Genomic DNA, 17,128 nt, shown 5'->3' with positions numbered 1-17,128 from the left:
TTGCTCTACAATGCGTGACCTCCGGCGCGCTGCCGGCCCAGCCCCGACCGATTCTTCATCCGATGATCGTCAACCGCCTTATCTCCGAGATCCTGTTCGGCTTCACCGGCCTGATCGGCATCATCAACCCGATCGGCATCGCGTTCCTGTTTCTCGAACGGACCGAGGCGCTCACCGAGCAAGAACGCGATCTGCTTGCGAGGAAGGTCGCGTTCAACGCGTTCGTCGTGCTGATGGTCGCGTTCTTCGCCGGCACGCCGGTGCTGCATTTCTTCGGTATCTCGATGGAAGCGTTGCGGATCGGCGGCGGCTTCGCGGTTGCGGTGGCCGGTTGGCAGATGCTGAACGAGCCCGACGGCCCGGGCGGCGGCGACACGCCGGTCAAGCCGATCGACGCGAACGCGATCATGACGCGCGCATTCTTCCCGCTGACCATGCCGCTGACGGTCGGCCCCGGCTCGATCGCGACCGCGATCGCGCTGAACGCGAACCGCACGCACAAGCTGTCGGAGTTCGCGCTGTCGAGCATCGTGTCGATCGCCGTCTCCGTGCTGGTTGCGATCGTGATCTGGCAGGTCTACAGCCGCTCCGCGCTGCTGTCGCGCTACCTCGGCAGCGAAGGCACCAAGGTCGCGAAGCGCGTGTCGGCGTTCCTGCTGCTGTGCATCGGCGTGCAGATCATGCTGACCGGCTTTTCCGCGTTCCTGCAGCCGATCGCCGACCAGGTCAAGTAAGCGGCCGGCGCCGCGCGCGCCCTCGCGCTCGCGGGCACTTCCTTCGCACCTTGCGGCGACGCCGCACGCATTTTTGCCGCCCGGGATACCATGCGACGGTCCGGCGGATGCGCGGCGCACATCCGGCCGTCAGCTCAACTTCAATGGCGAGGCGTGCAATGGAATACGTGAAATTCGGATCGACAGGGCTGGAAGTGTCGAAGCTGGTGCTGGGTTGCATGACGTTCGGTGAACCGTTACGCGGCACGCATCCGTGGACGCTGCCGGAAGCGCAGAGCCGTCCGATCATCCAGCGGGCGGTCGAAGCCGGCATCAATTTCTTCGATACCGCGAACATGTATTCCGACGGCACGTCGGAGGAGATCGTCGGTCGCGCGCTGCGCGATTTCGCAAAACGCGACGACATCGTGATCGCGACCAAGGTGTTCTACCGGATGCGGCCCGGGCCGAACGGCGCGGGGCTGTCGCGCAAGGCGATCATGACCGACATCGACCAGAGCCTGAAGCGGCTCGGCACCGACTATGTCGATCTCTACCAGATTCACCGCTGGGACGACGGCACGCCGCTCGAGGAGACGCTCGAGGCGCTGCACGACGTCGTGAAGGCCGGCAAGGCACGCTATATCGGCGCGTCGTCGATGTTCGCGTGGCAATTCGCGAAGGCGCTGCACACGTCGAAGCAGCACGGCTGGACCCGCTTCGTCAGCATGCAGAACCACCTGAACCTGCTGTATCGGGAAGAAGAACGGGAAATGCTGCCGCTGTGCGAAGACGAAGGGATCGCGGTGATTCCGTGGAGCCCGCTCGCGCGCGGCCGCCTCACGCGCAACTGGGACGAGTCGACCGAGCGGCAGCAGAGCGACGCGGTCGGCCAGCGGCTTTACGATGCGACGGCGGAGTCGGACAAGGCGGTCGTCGATGCCGTTGCGGCGATCGCGGCCGCCCGCAACGTGCCGCGTGCGCAGGTTGCACTCGCGTGGGTCGCGCAGAAGCGCGGGGTCACCGCGCCGATCGTCGGCATTTCGAAGCCGCAGCAGCTGGACGATGCACTGGCCGCGCTCGAACTGAAACTGACCGACGACGAGATCGCCACGCTCGAACGCCCGTACGTGCCGCACGCGGTCGCCGGGATCAACTGAGCGGCGGCGCCGCGCGGCCGTCAGCGCGCGGCGTCGAGCATCGGGTAGGTGAACAGGCCGAAGTGGACGACGTTCAACCCCGCATGCGCGAGCGCGGACGCGAGCAGCCCGCCGCGCCGCCAGGCGAGGCCGTAGCCCACGCCGGCCACCGTGCCGAGCACGATCCATTGCCAGCCGCCGGCCGCATGCGCGGCGCCGAACAGCACCGCGCCGATCGCAAGCGCGGCCCACGGCCCCCATGCGAACGCGCGCAGCGCGCGTGTCAGTCCGCCTTGCACGTAGCCGCGGAACAGCGCTTCCTCGGCGAGTGTCACGATCAGCAGGTTGTTCACGAGCCACAGCCAGCCGGACGGCGGCCATTTGGGTGCCCAGCCGACCATCCCTAGCGCGAGCGCGCCGGCCAGGCATACGGCCGCAGTTGCGACGGCCGCCACCGCGCCGGTGCGCAGCGCGCGCGACAGCGGGACGTCGGGGGCGACCCACGGCAGCACCCACACCAGCCACAAGCCGACGAGCGGTTTGTCGAGATTCAGGTACATCGTGAACGGCACGGCATCCGGCGTGAAGCGTGTCGGGCCGATCACGCGCGGATTGTGGAAACCGGGAATCAGATGCAGGCTGAGCGCGATCGCGACGGCGGCAAAGACGACGTGCGCGGCGATGCGCACCGCGCGCGGGCGCTCGGGCATCACGCCCCAGGCGGCCGCGGCCAGCAACGCGAGCGGGGCCAGCGCGAGCGGCCCGAGCTTGCCGAACGCCAGCGCGCACGCATAGCCGAGCGCGGCGAGGCCGGCGCTCAGGCCGTGCTGCGGGCGATGCCATGCGAACGCGGCCGCCGCGAACAGGGCGAGCCAGATCGTGGCGGACGGAAGGAGCGAAAGGGACATGACAGGAGCGGCATTCGTCGGACGAGACGCCGCGCATCATACAGCAGCCGTCTTGCGATGCCGGTGGAGAGCGGTCAGCGGCCGGCGGTTTCGGTGGCGCCGTCGCGGCCCGGGACGTAGACGCTGTTGCGCTCGCGCATCCGCCGCCGGTACCAGAACGTCCACAGCAGCAGACAGCCGAACACGGTGTAGCCCATGACCGGCGACACGACCAGCACGCGTTCGACCGGCCAGGTCACGACCATCCAGAGGCGCAGCAGCATTTCCAGCGTCATGAACGCGCCCCACACGAAGGTCATCCGCCGGAGCATCTGCCGCAGCCCCGGCTGGGCTTCCCAGACGGTTTCGAAATGCGCGGCGCCGCCATCCATCTCGCGGGCCACGGTGGCGCGGGCGAGGTAGAAGATCAGCGGGCGTTCACGGAACAACGACAGCAGGAACACGACGCCGATCGTGCCCGACGCGAGCGATTCGCGCATCAGCAGCGTGCGCGCGTTGCCGCCGAGCGCCATCCCGAGGATCGACAGCGCGATGCCCAGCAGCACGATGGCCGCCACCGCATCGACGCGGCGCGAGCGGATGAATTCGACGATCGACCAGATGATCGGCGGGACCGCCGACGCGTACAGCGCGCCGGTTTCGCCGAAATACGGCTGCGCGGCCCGGTAGGCAACCCAGGGCAGGACCAGGTTGACGAAGAGTTCGAGGATCAGTCCGGCTCGCGGTTTCACGGTGAGCAATTCCACGCAGGTTGGGGCGAACCTGCAAAGGGCGTGGTGGCCCGCGGTTGCCCCGAAAAGGGTTCGATTGAGTATATCGAAAAAGCGGGCGGGGTTGCGGTGCCGCGTCGGCTACTTGCCGCTGTCGTCGCCGGCGCCATCGTCACGGAAGCGCCGCGGCCGGCAGCGTGATCGTGACCGTGGTGCCCTGCAGCATGACGCTGTGCACGTGGATCGTGCCTTCGTGCCGCTCGACGACGGTCTTGACGAACGCCATGCCGAGCCCGACGCCGCTGGTTTCCGGCTGGCCGGCGGTGCGGAAGCGCCGGTAACGCTCGAACAGCCGCGTCTGGTCCGCGCTGCTGATCCCGCACCCGCTGTCGCGGATCGTGCAGCGCACGGTCTTGCCGTCGGCGCCCGGCTCGACCCTGCATTCGACGCTCGTCAGCGACGCGCTGTACTTGATGGCGTTGTCCAGCAGGTTGATCAGCGCGCGCGACAGCAGCGCGGGATCGCCGAGCACGATCGTGTCGTCGCGCCGCGGCACGTCGTCGATCGACATGGATTTCCGGTGCGCGAGCGGCCACACCGCGTCGCGTGCCTCGTTCATCAGGTCGGCGAGGTTGACCGGCACGCGTTCGTAGTCGCTGGCCTCCGCACGCGAGAGCTGCGCGAAGCCGTCGGCCATCGCCAGCGTGTGCCGCGCCAGCTTGCCGATTCTCGCGAACTGCTGCTTCATCTGCACGTCGCCCGCCCGTCGCGCCTGCGTGTCGATCAGGATGATCAGCGAGGTCAGCGGGGCGCGCATGTCGTGCGAGAACAGCGTCAGCATGTCGTTGCGCTGGCGTTCGAGCATGTCGCGGCGGACGGTCGCGTTGCGCAAGGTTTCCAGCGCGTCGTGGATCTGCGTGATTTCGGGCCCGATGCCGCGCGGCATCGCGACGTGCGACGTATCGCCATCGCTGAGCGCGACGATCCGGCGGCCGAGCGCATCGAGCGGCTTCGACAGCAGTCGCTGCACGCCGCGCGCGAGCGAGGCCAGGATCGCGATGCACAGTGTCGTGGCGCATGCCGACAACGCGACCTTGATCCGGGCGGTGTTCCGGTCGCCGATCGCGCGACGCCGGGCCAGGTCGATCACGCGGTCGCGCAATAGCTCGCTCGGCCGGAAATGCGGCACGATCGCGCGGGAAAAGTCGGCCGCAGTCATCGCATAGACGCCGTTCTTGCCGCCGGCGACGGCCGCGTCGACGAGCGGCAGGATGTGCGCGTCGAAGGCTCCGTTGAGCTGCGCGTATTCGCGTGCCACGTCAGGGTCGTCGAGCTGTGCGCCGATCGAGCTGTCGATCAGCGCGCGCAATTGCTCGATGCGGCCGCGCATCCGCATGATGTCCGCGAACTGCGTGCGGTCGAGCGCCTGCCGCGCGAACATCGGCGCGATGAGCAGCGAGCCCGTGCGGCCCGCGTATTCGCGGAGATCGCCGAGAAGCCGCGCGAGCAGGATCGCACCCGATGTGCGCGGGTCGCCCATCGCGGTGTCGGTCATTGCGCCGTCGATCAGCAGTGACAGCGTGTCGACGATCCGGAACAGGCGCGCCTGCGCGTGCTGGATATCGTGAACGCTGCGGGTCGCGAGCGGCCGCATGCCGAGCGCATCGACTTCCATACGCGCATCGGCGAGCGTGATCCGGACCGAGTCGAGTGCATGCAGCAGGTTGCTGCGTTCGCGATCGTCGAGCACGGTCGCCTGCGCGATGCCGCCGCGAAAATGGTCGAGCGCCTGGTCGGAACGCACGCGCGCGGCGAGCAGGTTGCGGACCTCGGTGGCGCCGTCGTCCTGCAGGCGCACCAGCAGGTCGTTCGTCGGGCCGCGCTCGGCCGAGATCACGTTGGCGGCGCTCATCGCGCCACGGACGAATTCGAAGCTCTGCAGGTCGGCGCTCTCCTGCCGGTATTGCCGGAAACTCCCCCAGATGATCGTGCCGCACAGCAAGGCCAGCAGCGTGGTGACGAGTGCGAAGCCGATATGGGTCTTCTGCTGGATCGTCAGCGATCCAATGTTATATGCGCGTTCCCGGCTAAACGAGAATGAACGATTCATGACACACCATGTTTGCAAGCTATCCCGGGTGGGCCCGTATTCTCGGCCTGTCGGCGCCGTGACACCGTAAGGTTTTGTGGGGGGCGGGGGCCGCCTTCAAAGGGGGCGGAAACAATCCCGGCAGGGAGGCCGGATCGTGCCCTGCACAGGATCACCTTGCGTCAGTGTCCTGTCGACATCGGACGAATCGCGCTCGATCCGGAGAAACCCTAGGCACGCACCGGACCGGTGGCGCATGACGACGGATGGTCTGGATTGCGAATGTTTCTGATCGTCGTGTTCGATCGGTGCGCGGCACGAAGTTCGCGACGGACGACGGCGGCAAGGCGGGGCGCTGGGAGGGAATGGCAGGCCGGCGCCGCCCGTGCACGGGCGACGCTTCAGGGTGACACTTGCGGCACGCGTGCCGCGGCGCGAATCGCTGCCGCGGCTGCGCGCGCGGTCAGGCGATGGCGGGTTGAACGATGATCTTCACGTTCCGGTCCTTGTGGTTGACCAGTTCCTCGAAGCCGTGCGAGACGATGTCGCCGAGCGCGATGCGCCCGGTGATGAGCGGCTGCACGTCGATGCGGCCGTCCGCGATGAAGCGGATCACGTCCGCGAATTCGCCGTTGTAAGCGAGCGAGCCGATCACTTCCTTCTCGGTCGACACGATGTCGAAGAAGTTGAACGGCGCCGGCTCCTCGAAGATGCCGACCATCACCGACTTGCCGGCCTTGCGGATCACGTCGATCGCGAGCTTCGCGGTGGTGGTGTGCCCGATGCACTCGAACGACACGTCGGCGCCGTAGCCGCCGGTCAGCGCCTTGACTTCCGCGATCGCGTCGGACGTCTTCGGATCGATGACGACGCTCGCGCCGACCTCCAGCGCCTTCTGCTTGCGCGCGGCCGACATTTCCAGCGCGATCACGCGCCCGGCGCCCGCGGCCTTCGCGCACATGATCGTGCACAGGCCGATCGTGCCCGCGCCGACCACGACGACGGTCTGCCCGACGATGTTGCCGGCCTTCTTCACCGCATGCAGCCCGACCGCGAGCGGTTCGATCAGCGCGCCGGCCTCGGTCGGGAAGTCGTCGGGCAGCTTGTACAGCAACTCGGCCGGCACGTTCACGTATTCGGCGAATGCGCCGTTGTTCATCAGACCGGTGAACGCGAGGTTCTCGCAGATGTTGTACAGCCCATGCTTGCAATACCAGCAGGTGCCGCAATGCTGGCAGGCGTCGGCCGTCACGCGATCGCCCACCGCGTAGCCCGTCACGCCCGCGCCGAGTTCGGCGATCTCGCCGCTGAACTCGTGGCCGAGGATGCACTGGCCCTTCAGGCCCGTCAGCGGATGCGGTGCGTCGACCGGGATGAAGACGGGGCCCGCGACGTATTCGTGCAGGTCGGAGCCGCAGATCCCGCACCAGTGCACGCGAATCGTGACCCAGCCTGCCGGCGGGCGCTCGGGAACGGGAACCTGTTCGACGCGGATGTCGTGGCGGCCGTGCCAGACGGCGGCTTTCATGCTGGGGACGGTGGTCGTTGCCGGTGTACTCACGTTGCTGTCTCCATCAGGTTGTCGTCGGGCGCGAGGCGTGGCTGCCGGTGCGCCCGTCGCGCGAGTGCGCGAACGACCGGTATGCAGGAACGGGGCCAGCTTGAGTGGGGGCACCAGGCGGCGATTGCACGGGATGGGCGCGATGCGATGCACCATTTGCCGTCGCTTTGACAGGAAATGATTTGACGGAAGCGTGGTGTGAAATTTGCTGCGGAAGCAAAAACTCAGACCGGGTGAGACGCTGGGACGTTCGTCTCAGCGCAATGAGACGAATGGCGAGACGCACGCTGCCACGCCGAACCATTGCCGCGATCGGCGGAACGGATCGTTGCGCACGTTACCCCTTTACTTGAAGTGAACTTCAATTTGTATCATGTGCGCCAGTCCGATCGCGGACGCGTGACGCATCCCGTTGCACGCAGCCGCTTCAACGGAGGTGGAGATGACCGAATCGCCTGTCGCGGCCGCTGCCGCCACGCTGCCATCGCGCAGCTACCGGGCCGCCGTCGCGAACGTCGTGCTGGCGAGCATCGTGTCGGCGTTGCACGTCGGCAAGGCGACGATAGCGTTGCCGTCGCTCCAGCACGAATTCGGCGGGTCGCTCGCGTCGCTGAGCGGGATCATGTCGGTGTTTCCGTTCGTCGGCGTGTTCGGCGGCATCGCGGCCGGCCTGCTGGTGCGACGCTGGGGCGACCGGCTGCTGCTGATCGCCGGCCTCGTCATCCTGGGCCTGTCGAGTGTCGCCGGCGCATGGGCCGGCAGCTTCGCGCTGCTGCTGGCCACGCGTTTCGTCGAGGGGCTCGGTTTCGTGATCGTGGTGGTCGCCGCGCCGGCCGTGCTGAATCGCGTCACGCCGCCCGAGCGACGCAATCTCGCATTCGGGCTGTGGAGCACGTTCATGCCGGCCGGCATGGCGCTGTCGATGCTGGTCGGGCCGCTGCTCGGCGGCTGGCGCAACGGCTGGCTCGCGGCCGCGGCGCTGACGCTCGTCGCGGCGGCCGCGGTGCCCGTCACGACGTCGGCCGATGTGCCGGCGCGGCAGGCCGGCGCGCCGCGCGTCGGGCCCGCGCTGCGCGAGGTGCTCGCGTCGCGCTCGACCACGCTGCTGGCGCTGGGGTTCGCCACCTACAACGTGCAGTTCTTCGCGGCGATGACGTTCCTGCCGGTGTTCCTGATGCAGCGCCTCGGCGTCGCGGTCGGCGCGGCAGGGTTGATCAGCGCGGCGATCGTCGCCGCGTGCGTGATCGGCAATCTGACGGCCGGCTGGCTGTTGTCGCGCGGCGCACGGCCCGGGATCGTGATGGCCGCGACATCGGTCGCGATCGGCGCGGCCGGCGCGGGGCTCTTCAGCGCGGCGACGCCGGCGCCGCTCGCGGTCGTGCTGGGTTTTGCGTTCTCGGCGATCGCGGGGATGCTGCCGGCGACGATCCTCGCGTGTGCGCCGGGCTCCGCGCCGACGCCGTCGCTGGCGCCGCTCAGCATCGGCTGGGTCGTGCAGGGCAACTATCTCGGGCAGGTGATCGGGCCGCTCGCGATCGGCTCGATCGTCGGCGCATTCGGCTGGTCGGGCGGCATCGGGCTGATGCTCGCGGCTGCCGTCACCGGCGCGGCGATCGGCCTGTCGCTGCTGCGCGAACCGATGGGCCGGCGCTGAGCGCGGCGCCGTTCAACCTGCACGGAAATCCGTCAAGCATGCTCAACACCATGGAAAGCCTGATTTGCGAAGAAGACATGCCGTGCGACGCGCCGGCATGGGTCGAAGACGATGCGATGCCGCCACGTGGCGGCGTCGCGCATCCGCTCGCGACGATCGGCCGGGCGCCGGTTCCCGACCATGCCGCGGCGGCCGTCTCGCCGTTGCGCCCGCAACTGTTCGTCACGGTGCTGGAGGCCGACGACCATGCGTTGCTGATCCGCTGGGTCGAGAGCGGCCGGTGCCATTACGGCGAGCAGCGCTGGCGCTTGCGCGTCGCGTTGCAGCCGGGCCGCTGCGCGATCTCGGGGCAGCCGATCGAGCCGGGCGAGCCGGTGTTCCGGCCGGTGCGAAGGCCCGTGCCGGCCAATGGCGACGAGATGATCTGTCCGGCGTCGGTGCCGACTGCGGCCGGCCTGGCATGTGACGCCGCCCCGGAGGGCGACGACGCACGCGAGCCGGCCGACGTTTCCGGCTGAACGCCGGCCGGCTGCGACGCCGCGTTACTTCTTCACGTCGTGCCGGTACTGGATGAACCCGGCGTTGTTCGCGAGCTTGTCGTACAGCGCGCGTGCCGTCGTGTTGGTTTCGTGCGTGAGCCAGTACACACGGCTCGCGCCCGCTTCACGGGCATGTTCGTACACGGCCTCGATCAGCGCGCCGCCTGCGCCTTGCCCGCGTGCGTCGGGCGCGGTGTACAGGTCCTGCAGGTAGCAGTACGGCCCTTCGGTCCAGCACGAGCGGTGGTAGATCGAATGCACGATCCCGACCAGCGTACCCGATGCGTCGAATGCGCCGAGCACGAACATCGGCTCCGCCGGATCCATCAGGCGGCCCCACGTCGTCGCGAACACCGCGTCGCTCAGCGCGGTGTCGTAGAACTTCTGATAGCCCTGCCACAGCGGGCGCCACGCGGCTTCGTCGGCGGCGACGAGCGGGCGCACCGTGACGCGCGTCGCGTCGTTCGCGCGGCTGGCCGCATCGCGCGCGCGTGCCTGCGCGTGGCGGATCGCGGTGAGCGACTGGCGTTGCCCGCCCTGCGCGTCGAAGTTTTCCGGTGCGAGCCACGCGTCGAACGCGGCGCGCACATCGGGCCATTCGCCGTCGATGATCGAGAACCACGCGGTGTCGCGATTGCGGCCGCGGTAGATGATCGCCTGCCGGAACGTGCCTTCGTAGCGGAAGCCGAGCCGTGCGGCGGCCTTGCGCGACGGGATGTTCAGGTCGTCGCACTTCCATTCGTAACGGCGGTAGCCGAGCGTGTCGAACGCGTACTTCATCAGCAGGAACTGCGCTTCCGTCGAAACGGGCGTGCGCTTGAGCAGCGGCGAGAACGTGACGGAGCCGACCTCGATCACGCCGTTGGCCGGATCGATGCGCATCAGCGCGAGCGTGCCGACCGCACGGCCGGTGGCGCGGTCGATCACCGTGTAGTGCAGCGGATCCGGGCTCGCCTGCGCGGTACGTGCGTAGTCGCGGTAGCTCGATTCGTCGGCGTACGGGCCGTGTGCGAGATAGGTCCAGTCGCTGCCGTCCGGCGCCTGCGAGTAGGCGGCGTGGAGGTCGGCCGCGTGGCGCTCGGCGTCGAGCGGTTCGAGCCGGCAGTAGCGGCCTTCGAGCACGATGCGCTCCGGGCGCGGACGTGCGGACCAGTCGGGAACGGGGTGGCCGATGGGTTGCTGGAAAGCGTTGGTGAGCGTGGACAAGGTCGATCTCGCTTCGGTTGGCGGCCGGCGACATGCCGGCATGCAGATGATCGTAGTCGCGACGAGGTACCATGAGAAGCGCCAGAGATTGGCAAATTTATGGTGCCACGAATTTCGGGGGCCGAACCGCGAGCCGTCGCTCACTCGCCGTGCGCCACTAGCCGTGCGCCACGTTCCGACATTTTCACGCTGCGATGTTCCGATGACGACTGTCCTTCCTTCCGGCGATGCGCCGTTGTTGCCGCTCGACGCGCCGCTGGCGCGCACGCCGGGCGCGCCTTCGCTGCAGCGCCAGTTGCTGCGCCGCGTGCGCGACGCGATTCTCGGCGGCGCGATGCCGGCCGGCACGCGGTTGCCCGGCACGCGCGCGCTGGCCGAAACGCTCGGCGTGTCGCGCAACACGACGGCCGCCGTCTACGAGCAGCTCGTCGCCGAAGGTTTCCTGCAGTCCGACCGCCGCGGTACGCGTGTGGTCGGGCTGTCGAGGCCGGCGCCGCCGCGCCGGCGTGCCGCGCCGCCGGCCGTCGCGCAGCGGCTCGGCCGGATTCGCCCGAGCCGCATCGGCACCGGCGAATCCGAGGGCTTCCGGCCGGGCGTGCCCGCGCTGACGCATTTCCCGGCGGACGCGTGGCGTCACGCGATCGACCGCGCGCTGCGCCGCGCCGGCCGCGACCTGCTCGGCTATGGCGACCCGCTCGGCGAGCCCGCGCTGCGCGAATCGATCGCGCGCCACCTGGCCGTGACGCGCGGCGTGCGCTGCGATCCCGAGCAGATCGTGATCACGGAAGGCGCACAGGGCGCGATTGCGCTGTGCGCGCAGTTGCTGACGAACCCGGGCGACACGGTGTGGGTCGAGGAGCCCGGCTATCGCGGCGCGCGCACCGCGATGCAGGCGGCCGACCTCGACGTCGTGCCGATGCCGGTCGACGCGGAAGGGCTGCGCACCGACGAGGACGACTGGCGCGAGCGGACGCCGCGCCTCGTCTATACGACGCCGTCGAACCAGTTCCCGACCGGCGCCGTGCTGTCAATCTCGCGCCGGCTCGCGCTGATCGATGCCGCGCGCCGGCATCGCGCGTGGATCATCGAGGACGACTACGACAGCGAATTCCGTCATACCGGCGAGCCGATCGGCGCGATGCACGGGCTCGCGCCCGATTCGCCCGTCGTCTATCTCGGCTCGTTCAGCAAGACGATGTTTCCGGCGCTGCGGATCGGTTTTCTCGTGCTGCCCGACGCGCTGCTGGCCGCGGTGCGGCCGGTGCTGCCAGAGATGCTGCGCGGCGGGACGCGCCACGTGCAGCTCGCGCTGGCCGATTTCATCGAGACGGGCGAGTACGGCCGCCATCTCGGCCGCATGCGCCGGCTGTATCGCGACCGGCGGCGGTTGCTGCTCGCCGCGCTGGACGGCAACCTGAGCGTGCCGCATCAGATCGAGGGCGGGCCGTGCGGGCTGCATCTCGCGCTGCGGCTGCCGGCGCGCTACCGCGATCGCGCGATCGTCGACGCCGCGCGTGCGCACGGCATCGGGCCGTTCCCGCTGTCGGGTTTTTCGATCGATGCGGCCTCGGCGGGTAACGGGCTCGTGCTCGGTTTCGGCAATACGTCGGCCGACGCGTTCGAGCCGATGTTGCGGATGCTGTCGGCGATCGCGGAGCGGGTGGGTGGGGCGTGATGTGGGGGCGTCCGAGCGCCCGGGATACATCACCCGTCGCCGGTGATTTCCGCGACCGTATCGATTTCGCTTTCGCCTCGGAATCCCGACAGGAGAATCGAGTCATGAATATTCGAACGGGATCGGTGATGACTGTTGTTGCGCCGGCTGCTTTCGCTACAGGAGCCGGACGCTCTCGTGCGACGGATGACAATCGGACTTGTGCGGATTGACGAAACGCGCACTTTGTTCGAAACGAACGCCGTCGCGGCTCCGCACTTGCCGCGCCGCCCGGCATTCGGGTTTCGATTCGTATGTTCGAACAGGCCGCGTGGACTATAAATGGATGGGTGTACCGGGCCTTGTCGAGCGCCTGCGCGTCTCGCGCATGTCGGCGCCGTGACTCCCGGGGGAGGTGCACTGTGGTTCGCCAGACGCTTGCTCGCGCCGTGCTTCGCACCGCGTTGATCGGGGGCGTGTTCGCCGGCTGTTTGCAGGCCCCGCCGGCCGCCCTTGCCGGAACGCTCTCGCCGCCTGTCACGCCGCACCCGATGAAGCAACGGCCGGCTGCCGCGCCTTACGCGATACCGGTCGATTTTCCGGCGATCGTCGACCGCTACGGCCCGGCGGTCGTGACCATCATGACCGCCGCTCCCGACCAGCAGGCGAGCGGCCCGTCGTTCGCGATCCTCGATACCGACGATCCACTCGCCGCGTTCTTCAGGCACGACGTACCGCCGTCGGCACAAGGCGCACCGGCACAGGTACAGGCACCCGAGATGTTGCCGCGCGCGGTATCGGGCAGCGGCTCGGGTTTCATCGTCAGCGCCGACGGCCTGATCCTCACGTCGGCGCATGTGGTCGACGAAGCGACCGACGTGACGGTACGGCTCACCGACCGCCGCGAATTCAAGGCGACGGTGCTGGCCGTCGACCCGCAAAGCGACGTCGCGGTGCTACGGATCGACGGGAAGAAGCTGCCGTTCGTGCGCATCGGCGATTCGTCGAAGGTACGCGCGGGCGAGCCGGTGATGACGATCGGCGCGCCGGACGGGTCGGGCAACACGGTCACGGCCGGCATCGTCAGCGCGACGTCGCACCGGCTGCCGGACGGCGGCGCGTTTCCGTTCTTCGAAACCGACATCGCGCCGAACCCCGACAACTCCGGTGGCCCCGTGTTCAATCGCGCGGGCGACGTGATCGGCATCGCGGTGCAGGTCTATACGGGCAGCGACCGCTATGCGAGCACGACGTTCGCGATCCCGATCGCGTTTGCCGCAAAGGTGCGTGCGCAACTGCAGAAGCAGATGCAGGCGCAGGCACAGGCGCAGCAGTCCCAGGCGCCGGGCGAGTCGTCGTCCGGCAATGCAATCGGCGTCGACGTGCAGGATGTCGGCATCGGGCTGGCCGCGGCGTTCGGGCTGCCGCGTCCGGCGGGTGCGCTCGTCAACGGCGTCGCGCCCGGCTCACCGGCCGCCGCGGCCGGTGTGAAGCCCGGCGACGTGATCGTGAAGCTGGGCGACAGGACGATCGGCCGCTCGGCCGAACTGAACGACCTGGCCGCCGCGCTGCCGCCGGGCCAGAAGGCGCCGCTGCGGCTGATCCGCAACCGCGCGCCGGTGATGCTGACGATCACGGCCGCCGACGAGGCCGCCGGCAACGCGGGTGCGACCGTCGGCATGGCCGCGCCGAAGGCGGCTGCACGACCGGGGGCGGGAGCAGCGGCGGCCGACGGCGGCGACCGCCTCGGGCTGACGATGCATGCGCTCAGCGACGACGAGCGCCGCTCGACCGGGCTCGCGGTCGGGATGATGGTGGACGCGGTGCACGGCCCGGCAGCCAAGGCCGGCATCCAGCCGGGCGATGTCGTGCTGGAGCTCAACGACACGCTGCTCGAGACGCCCGATGACATACCGGCGCTCGAAGCGAACGGCAGCGTGATCGCGGTGCTGATCCAGCGCAACAACGCCCGCAAATTCGTGTCGGTGCGTGCGCGTTAGGGCGTTGACGCGCTCGGCAGCGTCCGCCTACCATCGTCCGATATCGCACCCGGTCAGCCAGGTCATCAGGAGCCATCCGGCATGAAAGCAGCACGCTTCATCGTAGTCGTCCACAGGCGCAGGGTCCGGTAGCGGCACCGCGCCGGCACCCATGCGCCCCCGACTCGTTCGGGGGCTTTTTTTTGCATTGCGCACGGCCGTGCGGCACGTGCGCGGAGGGCATCCACTTGCAATCGAACCTGCCGATCGCTTCCGAACGGGCGTCGCCGAGACTCGCGACGCTGATCCTGCTGTGTGCGTGCTCGGTGCTGCCGCTGAGCCTGTTCCTGCCGTCGCTGCCCGCTATCGCGCGCGACCTGCGCGCCGACTATGCGCTCGTCGCGCTGTCGCTCGGCGGTTACGCGGCGGTGGCCGCGTCGCTGGAGTTCGTGATGGGGCCGCTGTCGGACCGGTTCGGGCGGCGGCCGGTCGTCATGGCGAGCGTCGGCGTGTTCGCGCTCGGATCGCTCGGCTGCGCGATGGCGACCGATATTCGCGCATTCCTGGCATGCCGGCTGATGCAGGCGGCGATCACGTCGGTCTATCCGGTATCGATGGCGACGATCCGGGATACCGGCGGCGGCACGCACGCGGCGAGCCGGATCGGCTATGCGGCGATGGCGGCCGCGTTCGCGCCGATGCTCGGCCCGACGCTCGGCGGCGCACTCGATCAGGCGTTGGGCTGGCGCGCGAGCTTCTGGCTGCTCGGCGCGGCGGGCATCGCGCTGTTCGTCTGGTGTGCGTTCGATCTCGTCGAAACCCATGCGAACCGGTCGTCGAGCCTCGGGCAGCAGCTTCGCGCGTATCCGGCGCTGCTCCGCGCGCGCCGGTTCTGGGCCTATGCGCTCTGCATGGCGTTTTCGACCGGCGCGTTCTACGCGTTCCTGGCCGGCGCGCCGCTCGCCGCGCAAACGGTGTTCGGCATCGCGCCGGCGGAGATCGGCTTCTACATGGGGACCATCACGGCCGGCTTCGTGTGCGGCAGCTTCCTGGCCGCGCGTTACGCGCGCCGCTACGCGCTGGCCACGACGATCCTGTTCGGACGGGTGGTCGCGTGCGCGGGGCCGTTGATCGGCCTCGCGCTGATGTGCGGTGGGGCGACGCAGGCGATCGCATGGTTTGGCCCATGCGTGCTGGTCGGCATCGGCAACGGACTGACCAATCCCGGGGCGCATGCCGGTGCGGTGTCGGTGCGCTCGGAACTGGCGGGCAGCGCGTCGGGGCTGGCGGGCGCGATGACGATTGCCGGCGGTGCCGCGCTTTCGTCGCTGACGGGGGCGGTGCTGACGGCCGGCAACGCGGGCTATGCGCCGCTCGCGATGATGCTGCTATCGGCCGCGATCGCACTGGCGGCGGCCGTCTGCGTGCGGGTGTTCGATGCGCGGGACGCGGGGCGGTGAACGCAGACGCGCGGCATCGGGCATGGGGGCTGGCACTGCTACCGTGCCGTGGACGATTGGCGGACAATCGATCGATTATCGGGAGACGACGAACCCGCCGCGCGCCGGGCATGCTCGGACGCGAGAAGGGCGACTGGACGAGGATGCGATGAGCGACTTTTCTGATTTCCAGCGAGACATTGCCGACGCCGCGAGAGCGACATTCAGGGCGTTGCGGGCGCAACATCCGGACGAGCATTTCTATGCGTTCGCGCTGTATACCGACAGCGGCGCGATGACGGTGGTGCCGGCGGCCAATTCGGTCGAGGGGCTGCGCCGGATCCGCGAGCAACAGGCCGTCCCGGACGACGACCCGTGGTATGCGTGGGGTTTTTCCGAATGGGCGTACGCGGCGGCGGAAGCATCGCCGTTCAATGCGATCTGCGGCAAGCTCGCCGATGACGTGCTGAGCCCGCAGTTCGTCCGCTCGAGATTCCCGGAACATGCGCGGCAACTGCACGCCGACATGATCGCGGCGTTGCGCCTGCTCGACCGCGAAGGCCTGTTCGGCACGGGCGACGAAAGGGCGGCGATCACGCTGTTCGTGTCGATCAGCGACGACGATGCGGCCGAGGCGCTGGAAAACGAATCGGCGAAGGCGCTGAATCCGCCGGCCGTCGCCGACGCATTCCTGCGCCGCTACGACTGACCGAAATCGGGACATCGCACGGCGGCCCCGGGCAGGCGCCGCCATGCGTGCTGCGTGTCGGTTTATGGCTTACGGCTTCGCGCCCACGACGAATTCGAACGTCGCGACGCCATCGACGCCGCCCGTGACGCGATCGCCAGGCTGCAGCGCGCCGACACCCGCCGGCGTGCCGGTGAAGATCAGGTCGCCGGCCTTCAGCTCGACCGAGCGCGACACATACGCGATGACGTCGGGCACGGCCCAGATCATGTCGGCCAGGTCGCCTTGCTGGCGCGTGTCGCCGTTGACCGCGAGCCAGATGCGGCCCGTCGCCGGGTGGCCGGTGGCCGCTGCCTCGCGCAGCGGGGTCACGGGGCCTGATGCATCGAAGCCTTTCGCCCAGTCCCACGGACGGCTCAGCTTCTTCGCTTCGGCCTGCAGGTCACGGCGCGTGAGGTCGACGCCGACGCCATAGCCCCACACGTGCGACAGCGCGTCGGCCGGGTCGATCGACCGGCCGTCCTTGCCGATCGCGACGACCAGCTCGATTTCATGATGAAGGTCGTTCGTCAGCGGCGGATAGGCGACGGTGCCGCTGGCCGGGACGATCGCGTCGGCCGGCTTCGTGAAGAAGAACGGCGGTTCGCGGTCGGGATCGGCGCCCATTTCGCGCGCGTGGTCGGCGTAGTTGCGGCCGACGCAGAAGACGCGGCGCACCGGAAAGCGCGCGGACGACTGGTCGACTTCGACGGAAGGACGCTCGGCAGCGTCGATGACATAAGCGGACATCGGATGGCCTCGTTCGGTGATAAGACGGATGCCGCGCCCGTGCTGTGCACGGGCCGGCAT

General features: G+C 69.0%; 14 protein-coding genes. 8 read left to right on the top strand and 6 right to left on the bottom strand.

Features of this window, described 5'->3' with window-relative positions:
* The first annotated feature begins 62 nt into the window (after positions 1–62).
* Together CFB50_RS27170 and CFB50_RS27165 are read left to right on the top strand one after the other, a co-directional pair.
* Positions 63–734 carry a MarC family protein gene (locus CFB50_RS27170; RefSeq protein WP_069251769.1) on the top strand — a complete coding sequence of 224 codons (672 nt, stop codon included), beginning with the start codon at positions 63–65 and terminating at the stop codon, positions 732–734.
* A gap of 158 nt (positions 735–892) precedes the next feature.
* Positions 893–1,873, top strand: coding sequence for an aldo/keto reductase (locus tag CFB50_RS27165; RefSeq protein ID WP_089427301.1), 981 nt, complete (start codon positions 893–895; stop codon positions 1,871–1,873).
* A 20-nt stretch (positions 1,874–1,893) separates the two neighbouring features.
* Here CFB50_RS27165 and CFB50_RS27160 read toward each other — a convergent pair whose 3' ends face one another.
* The 4 genes from CFB50_RS27160 to CFB50_RS27140 all read right to left on the bottom strand — a co-directional run bounded on the left by CFB50_RS27160 (position 1,894) and on the right by CFB50_RS27140 (position 7,087).
* The gene (locus CFB50_RS27160) at positions 1,894–2,760 is read right to left on the bottom strand and encodes a CPBP family intramembrane glutamic endopeptidase (RefSeq protein ID WP_089447838.1); all 867 of its coding nucleotides are present in this window, start codon (positions 2,758–2,760) and stop codon (positions 1,894–1,896) included.
* 74 nt (positions 2,761–2,834) lie between these two features.
* Positions 2,835–3,491: a VC0807 family protein gene (locus tag CFB50_RS27155; RefSeq protein WP_089448436.1), complete on the bottom strand. Its 657-nt coding sequence runs from the start codon at positions 3,489–3,491 to the stop codon at positions 2,835–2,837.
* Positions 3,492–3,642: 151 nt separating this feature from the next.
* Positions 3,643–5,580 carry a sensor histidine kinase gene (locus CFB50_RS27150; RefSeq protein ID WP_089447837.1) on the bottom strand — a complete coding sequence of 646 codons (1,938 nt, stop codon included), beginning with the start codon at positions 5,578–5,580 and terminating at the stop codon, positions 3,643–3,645.
* A 442-nt stretch (positions 5,581–6,022) separates the two neighbouring features.
* Complete coding sequence (locus CFB50_RS27140; protein WP_069251765.1) at positions 6,023–7,087, bottom strand: 2,3-butanediol dehydrogenase; 1,065 nt, start codon at positions 7,085–7,087, stop codon at positions 6,023–6,025.
* Between the two features lie 475 nt (positions 7,088–7,562).
* Here CFB50_RS27140 and CFB50_RS27130 point away from each other — a divergent pair, with 475 nt between their 5' ends.
* A complete protein-coding gene (locus CFB50_RS27130) occupies positions 7,563–8,774 on the top strand; it encodes an MFS transporter (RefSeq protein ID WP_089447835.1) in 1,212 nt (403 codons plus the stop codon).
* A gap of 38 nt (positions 8,775–8,812) precedes the next feature.
* On the top strand, positions 8,813–9,292 hold the full coding sequence (locus CFB50_RS27125) for a DUF3331 domain-containing protein (RefSeq protein ID WP_089447834.1): 480 nt from the start codon (positions 8,813–8,815) through the stop codon (positions 9,290–9,292).
* A gap of 24 nt (positions 9,293–9,316) precedes the next feature.
* Here the strand turns inward: CFB50_RS27125 and CFB50_RS27120 are convergent, their stop codons facing one another.
* Positions 9,317–10,519 (bottom strand): GNAT family N-acetyltransferase, encoded by a 1,203-nt coding sequence (locus tag CFB50_RS27120; RefSeq protein WP_089447833.1) that lies wholly within the window; start codon positions 10,517–10,519, stop codon positions 9,317–9,319.
* A 202-nt stretch (positions 10,520–10,721) separates the two neighbouring features.
* On the opposite strand from CFB50_RS27120, the gene pdxR reads away from it, so the two are divergent.
* The 4 genes from pdxR to CFB50_RS27100 all read left to right on the top strand — a co-directional run bounded on the left by pdxR (position 10,722) and on the right by CFB50_RS27100 (position 16,300).
* On the top strand, positions 10,722–12,194 hold the full coding sequence (gene pdxR / locus CFB50_RS27115; RefSeq protein ID WP_089447832.1) for a MocR-like pyridoxine biosynthesis transcription factor PdxR: 1,473 nt from the start codon (positions 10,722–10,724) through the stop codon (positions 12,192–12,194).
* A gap of 401 nt (positions 12,195–12,595) precedes the next feature.
* Complete coding sequence (locus tag CFB50_RS27110; protein WP_089447831.1) at positions 12,596–14,173, top strand: trypsin-like peptidase domain-containing protein; 1,578 nt, start codon at positions 12,596–12,598, stop codon at positions 14,171–14,173.
* Between the two features lie 227 nt (positions 14,174–14,400).
* The gene (locus CFB50_RS27105) at positions 14,401–15,612 is read left to right on the top strand and encodes an MFS transporter (protein ID WP_089447830.1); all 1,212 of its coding nucleotides are present in this window, start codon (positions 14,401–14,403) and stop codon (positions 15,610–15,612) included.
* Positions 15,613–15,760: 148 nt separating this feature from the next.
* Positions 15,761–16,300, top strand: a complete 540-nt coding sequence (locus tag CFB50_RS27100; protein WP_089447829.1) for a DUF4303 domain-containing protein — start codon at positions 15,761–15,763, stop codon at positions 16,298–16,300.
* 69 nt (positions 16,301–16,369) lie between these two features.
* Here the strand turns inward: CFB50_RS27100 and CFB50_RS27095 are convergent, their stop codons facing one another.
* Complete coding sequence (locus CFB50_RS27095; RefSeq protein ID WP_089447828.1) at positions 16,370–17,068, bottom strand: fumarylacetoacetate hydrolase family protein; 699 nt, start codon at positions 17,066–17,068, stop codon at positions 16,370–16,372.
* Between the last annotated feature and the right edge of the window lie 60 nt (positions 17,069–17,128).

The sequence above is a fragment of the Burkholderia sp. AU33423 genome, assembly GCF_002223135.1.
GTDB classification, from domain to species: domain Bacteria; phylum Pseudomonadota; class Gammaproteobacteria; order Burkholderiales; family Burkholderiaceae; genus Burkholderia; species Burkholderia lata_D.
Note: the sequence above shows the minus strand (reverse complement) of the source record. Positions and strands in the feature narration are given on the sequence as shown.

Coding starts and splice junctions, on each gene's coding strand:
- CFB50_RS27160 (WP_089447838.1), bottom strand. CDS start 2,760: ATGTCCCTTTCGCTCCTTCCGTCCGCCACGATCTGGCTCGCCCTGTTC.
- CFB50_RS27130 (WP_089447835.1), top strand. CDS start 7,563: ATGACCGAATCGCCTGTCGCGGCCGCTGCCGCCACGCTGCCATCGCGC.
- CFB50_RS27140 (WP_069251765.1), bottom strand. CDS start 7,087: ATGAAAGCCGCCGTCTGGCACGGCCGCCACGACATCCGCGTCGAACAG.
- CFB50_RS27125 (WP_089447834.1), top strand. CDS start 8,813: ATGCTCAACACCATGGAAAGCCTGATTTGCGAAGAAGACATGCCGTGC.
- pdxR (WP_089447832.1), top strand. CDS start 10,722: ATGACGACTGTCCTTCCTTCCGGCGATGCGCCGTTGTTGCCGCTCGAC.
- CFB50_RS27150 (WP_089447837.1), bottom strand. CDS start 5,580: ATGAATCGTTCATTCTCGTTTAGCCGGGAACGCGCATATAACATTGGA.
- CFB50_RS27165 (WP_089427301.1), top strand. CDS start 893: ATGGAATACGTGAAATTCGGATCGACAGGGCTGGAAGTGTCGAAGCTG.
- CFB50_RS27170 (WP_069251769.1), top strand. CDS start 63: ATGATCGTCAACCGCCTTATCTCCGAGATCCTGTTCGGCTTCACCGGC.
- CFB50_RS27095 (WP_089447828.1), bottom strand. CDS start 17,068: ATGTCCGCTTATGTCATCGACGCTGCCGAGCGTCCTTCCGTCGAAGTC.
- CFB50_RS27100 (WP_089447829.1), top strand. CDS start 15,761: ATGAGCGACTTTTCTGATTTCCAGCGAGACATTGCCGACGCCGCGAGA.